Genomic DNA, 4,945 nt, shown 5'->3' with positions numbered 1-4,945 from the left:
GTGGGCGCCATCTTCCTGTTGTACATCCTGATCCGCCGCGGGGCGGCGGCGCGGGTGGCCAGCCTGTTCTACCTGGTGCCGCCGGTCACGGCGGTGACCGCCTGGGCCCTGTTCGACGAGCGGCTCGGGCTGGTGGCGTTGGCCGGCATGGCGCTCGCCGTATCGGGCGTGGCGCTGGTCAATCGCGCAAACTAGAGCGTGAGAGGAACATTCGGATCAAATCCTAGCTTGCCGGTGCCGCCCGTTATACATAATGTTCGAAGATGACGGCGGCACCGGGACCGGGCCGGCGGCGGCAACCGCCCAGGCGAGCAGGGGTGTTATGGAGACGTTCTCCCTCGACGACAATCGCACCCTTCAGGCCATCGGCATCCTGGCCGACGTGCTCGACGGCGTGTCCGGCCCCGGCGCGCTCGACACCGTGCTGGTCTCCAAGGCGCTGCGGCAGGTCATCGCCACCAAGTCTCAGCCGGCCTTCGAATTCGCCAGCAAGGCCTTCAACACGCTGGACCCGTCGGTGCGCCGGCAGGTGGCGGTGGAGGCCGACACCGCCGCCCGCGACGCGGTGGAACTGCGCAGCCGCGTCGGCGGCTTCCTCAGCACGGCACCGCGCAAGCCGCAGGGCCCCAACCAGCCGACCAGCTTCCTCACCGCGCTCAACATGCGTTCCCGGCGCAAGCGGACCGAGGCGTAGCAAGGGCGCCCGCGAAGGGCAGCTGCCGCAGCCGGCGCCCGGTCGCCGCGAACACCGCGTTGCCAATGGCCGGCGCGGTCGGCGGCACGCCGATCTCCCCCACACCCGCGGGCTGGCCGGCGTCCGAGGGGATCAGGCGCACGCTGATGTCCGGCACGTCGCGGGGGCCGAGAATCGGGTAATCCGCCAGCGACTCGACCTGCGGCACGCCGTTGCGGAACACCACCGCCTCGCGCAGCGCCATGCCGGTGCCCATGACGATGGCGCCCTCGACCTGGGCGCGCACCGCGTCCGGATGCACGGCGATGCCGGCGTCCACCGCCGCCCACACCTTCGGCACCCGCAGGTCCCCCGTGCGTCCCATATCCACTTCGGCGACCAGCGCGATGTGCGCACCACGGAAGCGGCAGTAGGCGAGGCCGAGCGGCGCGTTCGGCGGGCGGTTCCCCCAGCCGGCCATGGATGCCGCCTCCGTCAGCACCCGGCGGGCCGGCGCGTCGGGCAGCATGCCCAGGCGGAACTCCAGCGGGTCGTGCCCGGCGACGGCGGCGATCTCGTCCAGGAAGCATTCGATCGCCCAGACGGTGAAGCCGCCGCCGACGCCGCGCAGAAAGCCCACCGGGATGCCGGTGTCCTCGCGCACGTAGTCCAGGTGCTGGCTGGGGATGGCGTACGCGTGCTCCTGCCCGTCGATCACCGTCTGGTCCAAGTGCTTTTCCTCCTCGAAGCGGTCGGGGAACAGGCGGGCGATGACGGAGTCGGCGACGATGCGGTGGCTCCAGCCGACGATGCGGCCCTGCGCGTCCAGCGCCGCGCGCAACCGTTGCGCGGCCAACGGCCGGTACTGCCCGTGCGTCAGGTCGTCGGCGTGCCGGCGCACGACCTTGACCGGCAGGCCGGTGGCCTTGGCGATCAGCACGGCGTCGCGGGATGCGTCGTTGTCCACGCGCCGGCCGAAGGCGCCGCCCACCAGCGTGCCGGTGACGTCGATCATGAACGGCGCCGTCTTCGCCGCCCGCGCCGCCAGCCGCATGTCCAGGCTGCGCGCCTGCATCGGCGCCACCACGTCGACGCCCAGGCCCATCGTGTGCACGCGCGCCGTCGCGTTCATCGGCTCCATCGCCGCGTGGGCCACGTGGTGGCTGGCGAACTCCGCCTCCAGCACCCGGGCGGCGCCGGCGAAGGCCGCCGCCACGTCGCCGGTGCGCCGCGCCTCGTAACCCTGCCGGGCCGGATCGCGCGCCACCGCCGCGAAGGCGCGCAGTGCCGCATCGCTGTCGTAGCCGGCCGCCTTGCCGCCGTCCGTGCCGCCATCCGACCAGGTGACCGACAGGGCGTCGCGCCCCTGTTCCGCTGCCCAGGTGTCGCGCGCCACGACCGCCACGCCGTCAGGCAACGCCACCACCGCCTCGACGCCGGGAACGGCGCGCGCCGCCCGGTCGTCCACCGTGACCGGCGCGCTGCCCGGCACCGGCCCGCGCGCGACGGCGGCGATGCGCAGCCCCTCCATCCGCACGTCGACACCGTAGCGGGCGCGTCCCGTGACCTTGTCGGCGAGGTCGAGCCGTTCCGGGCTGGTGCCGATCAGCCGCCATGCCTCGCGCGGCTTGAGCGGCGCCGGCCCCTTCAGCGACGCCGGCCCCTTCGGCGACACCGGGTCGAGTGCCGCCACGGCGCCATAGTCCATCCGGCGGTTGCGGCGCGTGTCGACCACGGCGCCCGGTTCGGTGGCCAGTTCGGCGGCCGGAACGCCCCAGTGCCGCGCCGCCGTCTCCAGCAGCACGGCGCGCGCCTCGGCGCCCGCCGCGCGCAGGGGTTCCCAGTAGCCGGCGGTGCTGCGGCTGTCGGCTGTGACGAAGCGGTCGAAGAACTTCGGGTTGCCGTAGGCATGGTCGAAGGGCGGCGCCACCACGCGCACCCTGGACCAGTCGGCGTCCAGTTCCTCCGCCAGCACCATGGGCAGCGCCGTGCCGGCGCCCTGGCCCAGTTCGGCGGCGGGACAGGCGATGGTGACGATGCCGTCGGTGCCGACGGCGACCCAGATGTTGGGCACGACGCCGCGGATCGCCGCGAAGGGCGTCTTCACCGGCAGCCCCACCGTGAAGGCCAACGCCGCACCGCCGGCCCCGGCGGCACCGGCGCCCAGCAGGAAGGTGCGGCGGGAGAAGCTCTTGCGGTCCATGGCCGTCACCCCTTCGCTTCGGTTACGGCGCGCTCGATGGCGCGGACGATGCGGCCGTAGGTGCCGCAGCGGCACAGGTTGTCGGCCATGTGCTCGACGATGGCGGCGCGGTCGGGCCTGCCGGGGCGGGCGAGCAGGGCCGCCGCCTGCATGATCTGCCCGGACTGGCAGAAGCCGCACTGCGGAACCTGCTCCGCTCGCCACGCGCGTTGCAGCGGGTGGTCGCCGTCCGCCGACAGCCCCTCGATGGTCAGCACGTGGCGTCCGCGCACCGACCCGACGGGCGTGGAGCAGGCGCGCGTCGGCTCCCCATCCACGTGGACGGTGCAGGCGCCGCACACGCCGACGCCGCAGCTGACCTTCGTGCCCTGCAGGTCCAGCAGGTCGCGCAGCACCCAGGCCAGCGGCATCGCCGGGTCCACCTCCAGGCGCCGCGGCACGCCGTTGGCAACGAACTCCACCGTTTCCATGGACTTCCTCCATTCACCCCGTTGGCATGATCCTATTGGCGGGCTATTGGCGGGCGCGCGGCGGCCGGCTATGGTGCACGAACCGTACCGCTTGGTACGGATGACGCTACCGTACCAATCGGTACGGCGCAAGGGGTGAGTGATGACCAGTCCGCCGGACACCGAACCGGAGATCGATCCGCGCCGCCTGGAGATCCTGGGTGCCGCCCTGGAGATCCTGCGCGAGCAGGGGTACGAGAAGACGACCATGCTGGCCGTCGCCAAGCGCGCGCGCGCGTCGAAGGAGACGCTGTACGCCTGGTTCGGCAACAAGCAGCGCCTGTTCGAGGAGGTCATCCGCGCCAAGGCCGACGGCATGAACCGCGCCCTGCTGGCGGAGTTGGACGGCGAACCGGCCGTGGTTCTGCGGCGCTTCGGCCGGAACCTGCTGACGCTGCTGTCCGGCGCGGATTCCATCGCCATCAACCGCGCCGCCGTCGCCGAGGCGCCGCGCGACCCGTCCTTCGGGCAGGCGCTGGCGGCGCACGGCCGGCAGCGCACCGGCGCCCTGATGATCCGCTACCTGGAGGGGCAGCGCGACGCCGGCCGCCTGTCCTTTGACGATCTGGCCGAGGACCCGGCGCGCGCGTTCGAGAGCTTCGTCGGCCTGCTGGTGGGCGATGCCCAGGTGCGCATGCTGACCGGAGCCATCGCGCCGCTGGACGCCGACGAGATCGCCGCGCGGGCGGAGCGCGCGACGGCGCTGTTCCTGAAGCTGTACGGGAAGGAGGGGGTGTAGGCGCTCACGCCTGCCGGATGTCGGCCAGGAAGCGCTCCACCTTGCTGCCCAGAAGTTCGGCCTGGCGGGACAGGCTGCCGGAGGCCTCCAGCACCTCGCCCGACGCCTTGCCGGTCCGCTGCGCCACGTCCTTCACGGCGATGATGGAGGTGGTCACCTCGCCCGTCCCCTCGGCGGCCTGGGAGACGTTGCGGGCGATCTCGGCGGTCGCGGCACCCTGCTGCTCGATCCCCGCGGACACGGTCAGGCCGATGGCGTTCATCCGCTTGATCACCTCGGCGATGCTGCGGATCGCCGCCGCCGCCTCGTCGCTGACGGCGTGCATGCGGTTGATCTGCTCGCTGATGTCCTCGGTGGCGCGGGCGGTCTGGGCGGCGAGGTTCTTGACCTCGCTCGCCACCACGGCGAAGCCCTTGCCGGCCTCGCCGGCGCGGGCGGCCTCGATGGTGGCGTTCAGCGCCAGCAGGTTGGTCTGGCTGGCGATGTCGTTGATCAGCTGCACCACCTCGCCCACGCGCTGGGCGGTGTCGACAAGGCTGGTGACGGTGGCGTCCGTGCGCTCGGCCTCCGCGACCGCCTGCATGGCGATGCGCTGGGAATCCTCCACCTGATGCGCGATGTCGGCGATGGTGGCGGACAGCTCCTCCGACGCCGAGGCGACGGTGTGCACGTTGACCGACGCCTGTTCGGCGGCGGCCGCGACGGTGACGGCGCGCCGGCTGCCCTCCACCGCCGACTCCGACATGCCCTGCGCCACCTCGCGCATGCGCGCGGCGGAGACGTGCACGTTGGTCAGCATGCCGGTGACGTCGCGGTCGAAG

Annotated in this window: 6 protein-coding genes; 3 read left to right on the top strand and 3 right to left on the bottom strand. The window is 72.8% G+C overall.

Going from position 1 to position 4,945, the window contains the following annotated elements:
• Nucleotides 1-195 (top strand): DMT family transporter (locus VED21_RS11095; protein ID WP_324882414.1); only part of this gene is annotated, 195 nt, incomplete at its 5' end.
• 127 nt (nt 196-322) lie between these two features.
• Entirely contained in the window at nt 323-694 is a 372-nt protein-coding gene (locus tag VED21_RS11090) for a hypothetical protein (RefSeq protein WP_324882413.1), read from the top strand.
• On the opposite strand, the gene VED21_RS11085 is transcribed toward VED21_RS11090, so the two are convergent.
• Together VED21_RS11085 and VED21_RS11080 are read right to left on the bottom strand one after the other, a co-directional pair.
• Nucleotides 657-2,876: a xanthine dehydrogenase family protein molybdopterin-binding subunit gene (locus tag VED21_RS11085; protein ID WP_324882412.1), complete on the bottom strand. Its 2,220-nt coding sequence runs from the start codon at nt 2,874-2,876 to the stop codon at nt 657-659. The two genes, VED21_RS11090 and VED21_RS11085, sit on opposite strands and share 38 nt — an antisense overlap.
• A 5-nt stretch (nt 2,877-2,881) precedes the next feature.
• Nucleotides 2,882-3,346 carry a (2Fe-2S)-binding protein gene (locus VED21_RS11080; RefSeq protein WP_324882411.1) on the bottom strand — a complete coding sequence of 155 codons (465 nt, stop codon included), beginning with the start codon at nt 3,344-3,346 and terminating at the stop codon, nt 2,882-2,884.
• 142 nt (nt 3,347-3,488) lie between these two features.
• Between VED21_RS11080 and VED21_RS11075 the strand changes: the two genes are divergently transcribed.
• Nucleotides 3,489-4,124 carry a TetR/AcrR family transcriptional regulator gene (locus VED21_RS11075; protein WP_324882410.1) on the top strand — a complete coding sequence of 212 codons (636 nt, stop codon included), beginning with the start codon at nt 3,489-3,491 and terminating at the stop codon, nt 4,122-4,124.
• A gap of 4 nt (nt 4,125-4,128) precedes the next feature.
• Here VED21_RS11075 and VED21_RS11070 read toward each other — a convergent pair.
• Nucleotides 4,129-4,945: methyl-accepting chemotaxis protein (locus VED21_RS11070; protein ID WP_324882409.1), on the bottom strand; the 817-nt coding region annotated here is incomplete at its 5' end.

The sequence above is a fragment of the Azospirillum sp. genome, from assembly GCF_035627195.1.
In the GTDB taxonomy this organism is placed as follows: Bacteria; Pseudomonadota; Alphaproteobacteria; order Azospirillales; family Azospirillaceae; genus Azospirillum.
Note: the sequence above shows the minus strand (reverse complement) of the source record. Positions and strands in the feature narration are given on the sequence as shown.